General features: G+C 41.9%; 4 protein-coding genes. 2 read left to right on the top strand and 2 right to left on the bottom strand.

All coding sequences use genetic code 11. The features are described from left to right. Positions 1-246, bottom strand: a 246-nt coding sequence (locus KAU88_09885; GenBank protein MCK4478813.1) for a hypothetical protein, incomplete at its 3' end; no start/stop codon positions are given. Positions 247-617: 371 nt separating this feature from the next. On the opposite strand from KAU88_09885, the gene KAU88_09890 reads away from it, so the two are divergent. Beyond that, entirely contained in the window at positions 618-1,211 is a 594-nt protein-coding gene (locus KAU88_09890) for a hypothetical protein (GenBank protein MCK4478814.1), read from the top strand. A 175-nt stretch (positions 1,212-1,386) separates the two neighbouring features. On the opposite strand, the gene KAU88_09895 is transcribed toward KAU88_09890, so the two are convergent. Beyond that, on the bottom strand, positions 1,387-2,559 hold the full coding sequence (locus KAU88_09895; GenBank protein MCK4478815.1) for a hypothetical protein: 1,173 nt from the start codon (positions 2,557-2,559) through the stop codon (positions 1,387-1,389). A gap of 248 nt (positions 2,560-2,807) precedes the next feature. Between KAU88_09895 and KAU88_09900 the strand changes: the two genes are divergently transcribed. Further along, entirely contained in the window at positions 2,808-3,491 is a 684-nt protein-coding gene (locus KAU88_09900) for a collagen-like protein (GenBank protein ID MCK4478816.1), read from the top strand. Positions 3,492-3,576: the final 85 nt, after the last annotated feature.

Genomic DNA, 3,576 nt, shown 5'->3' on the forward strand with positions numbered 1-3,576 from the left:
TTCAAGTCTGCTCTCAGCAAGAGGAGTAATAACGTTGTCGATGGCGGCTCTAGTTAAAAGAGGAATTTGCACACTTACAATTGCACTAATAAATATGCAAATTACACTAATTAGAAAAAGCGGCCAATTCTTTGAAATGTATCGGCAGATACGTGCAAAAGTGCCCATCCAATCAAGCATCCTCTCATTTGTTATTTTTTCTTTACCATCATGTTTCTTTAACCTTTCACTTATTACGTGTTGCATGCATACATGGCTTCTGTAACTAAAATCTGTTTCACTCTTCTCTCTGCTTTGCCATTTGTCGTTGCTTCAAAATCTCTAAATACCCTCTTCCTAAAAAGAAGACACTATGTCTGATGCGTGTCTAACCAAGCCTTGTTATTTTTGTGGACAAAGAATCACTGGAGCTAATTGGCATTGTCTCCAGTGCAACATCTGTATATGTTTCTTATGCGGAGTCAGCATGAAAGAATATCCTGCGGCTTGTCCAAAATGCAAAAGAAAGCTCTCTTAAGTATGACAACTAGAAGTTTTTTCTATATCGTTTTTTATAGTCTTCCGGCTAATGCTATTGCAAAGGGATAATAGAAGAGAAAGGGAGGTGACAGTAAATTATGAAATTTAAACTTTCAACATTAATGAATATCATTCTCTTAGTCGTACTTCTAACGTCAATTTTCTACGTGGGAATAACGTCGAGTCAAGGCGTTTATGACCCTTGGTGTGACCAGGATAGTGATGGCGATATAGATATTTATGATATAGTTCCCGCAGCATCAGCCTACGGCACAACTGGAAACCCAACGAAAAACGTGACGGTGACTAACTGGCCAAGAACAGACGGTGACGGATGTCTATATGTGAATGTAACAAACTGGGAATCAGGAATAAAAATCGCTGGCTACGAACATAAGATTTGGAGTGTAGGGCCAATCCATGTAAACCCTTGGACTAATTTTGAGTTCGTAAACGATACAGCAGGCTACAGACAAATCACAATACACATTTTGACAACTTGGCCAGTTAGGATAAGAGTGTTTTCTGGCATTGGTGTTGGCAATTATTATGTAGTTGAAAACTTCGTTACTATCGAAGATGTGATGGCGAGAAGGACATACCAGATTCAAGGAGATTATATAAAGGTTCAAGTTGAGAACCAGGCTACTGAACAAGGTGATGCTCAGTTCCATTTCTATATGACCGCTTGACCCGTCTTGTTCCCAACTATTCCCCCTTTTTCATGTGTCGCGGGGCGGATTAGGGTATCGAAGAGTGCGCGCTGCATAAACATGCAATACAAGCATGCTCTCTTTACTCCACGCTCATGATACTATTTTGCATGCATGCGCGAGATTGCTTTTTGGTGTAAAAAGGGAGGAACCCTTATGAATTAAGGCATTTCCGTTTTCTTCTCCATTTGGGCATTGTAACGTAAGCTATGAGTGCGATTATCATAGACGCTGAAGCCATAGCTGTGCCCCATGGAACTTCTGGAACTACATTAGTAAGTTCAGTCACAGGAACATCGACCCGTATTTCAGAAACAGGAGACTCTGGATGTGTGCCAAAAACGTTTGGCGGTATCATATGACTGAAGTCAAGATAGAATAATGGAAACCCACCTGATAGCGTGACCAAATAGAAGGGGTCATGCGCCAACAAGGCAACGTCAAAATCTACCCGCAGGCTGTCGATGTATAGACGAAGCTGCGACAAAATTATGGACGAACAATCTAACGAACTATAATCTCCCGCCGAGACAGTAAACTGTCTTGTTTGACCCGAAGTGTTCCAGGAAAGCAGTTTGACCCATTCCCCATTTAGAGTTAACGCACCCCCTACTAGCTCTCCATCACCGAATACCTTAGCGAGAGCGTCTATCCTGTTTGAGAACAAACGTGGTTCTACCGTCAAACCGACATCAAGAAAGGGTAACGGGAGTATTATAGGTATGTTGTACAGAAAATAATATGGTCCAAATTCCATGTTCCAAGAATTAGCTAGCCCAAAAGGAGTTGTGTAACTTCGTTTAGCATGGAACAACCTGAATCCGACCACAGAGAAATCACATTTAAATTCGTCGTAGTTAGTCCAATCTAGCGGAGTCAACGTGGCGTATACAGGATAACTTCCGCCTCTAATCATGGGGTCACTGTATTGCATATCGATTCTTACTGGAAAACCTATGTCCAAATTGAACTCGAACAATTTAACTGGATAACCCAATACATTGAACTCGTAGGTCCAATAATACTTGGCTCCAAGGAGAACATCCTGCTGAACAATATGATTTCCACCCGATGTGGCCTCAGCCATCCCAAGAGTCTGAACCTGAGCTTCAACAAGAGTAAGTTCAGATTTTTTCCCTTCGATGTTGATGATGCTTTCCTCACCATCATCATTCCTGATATGTACAATCCATCTGTCTGTGTCGCCAAGACTGGCTAGTTTCGTTACTGTAATTTGAGGTTCTGAAGACTCACTTCTTGCATCGTTGATACTGCTAAGAAAAGAGAGTGATAGTAATGTAATGACAATAAGCCCAGCTTTTCTCATTTGCTAGAATCCTCTATTCAGGGTTTGTTATAACTAGTATAAAGTAATTGTGGAATTAAGTTCTATCGAATTGGTGACAGTGTTACTAATCTGAAAACTCAGTATATGTCGGCTTCGCTTTCATCGCGTGCCACCTGAACTTATCAGCGCCCTTAGAATATAGCGCGCGCTGCATTTAGAAGTTTCTTCCACAAGTCATAAAAACTGAGTTTTCAGTAAAACAAGTATTCAGATGGAATGTGAGAAAAATGGCTGAAATAGTAGTTTCGAGGAGGACGTTCTTGATTGGGCTTGTCGTTGCGATTCTGGCTGCGAGTGCTATCTCAACTGTACTCTCCACGCAATGGCCAGTGGGACCACAAGGAGAAAAAGGTGACAAAGGAGATACGGGGCTTCTAGGACCAGCAGGTTCTCAAGGAGAAAAAGGTGATATTGGACTTCAAGGTTTGCAAGGAGAGACAGGTGATACAGGAGACACAGGACTTCAAGGACTAAAAGGCGATAAGGGGGATACTGGAGATATTGGACCTCAAGGATTACAAGGAGTTCAAGGGGAGCAAGGTCTAACAGGACCTCAAGGAGATACGGGAGAAACTGGACTACAAGGTGAACAGGGACCAGCAGGTGTGATAACCATAGAGAACTTCACAGGTTGGCTTCCAGCACCAGCATACGACAGCGGATGGGTAGCAGTTTCAGGAGCTGGGAAAATGATGTTTACACATGGATTGAACACAACAGAAGTATTGGTTAACCTTGTAAGGAATAGTTCAACAGGACTGTTAGGTATTAATGATGGTTTCGACCACGACGGTAGGGAAACTGAGCTTCGATGGTATAATTTGACATCTAATGATATTTGGGTACATTCACGTTACGGTGGTGGACCTCACGAATTTCGTGTGAGGATTTGGAAAATCTCAGAACCATAAAACAACCCTCTCCTTTTTTCTGTAGTGAACGATTGTATACTGGAAGTTTCTTCCACAAGCCATAAAAACTGAAATAACAGTAAGA

This window comes from Candidatus Bathyarchaeota archaeon (assembly GCA_023131225.1).
Lineage (GTDB): Archaea > Thermoproteota > Bathyarchaeia > Bathyarchaeales > SOJC01 > JAGLZW01.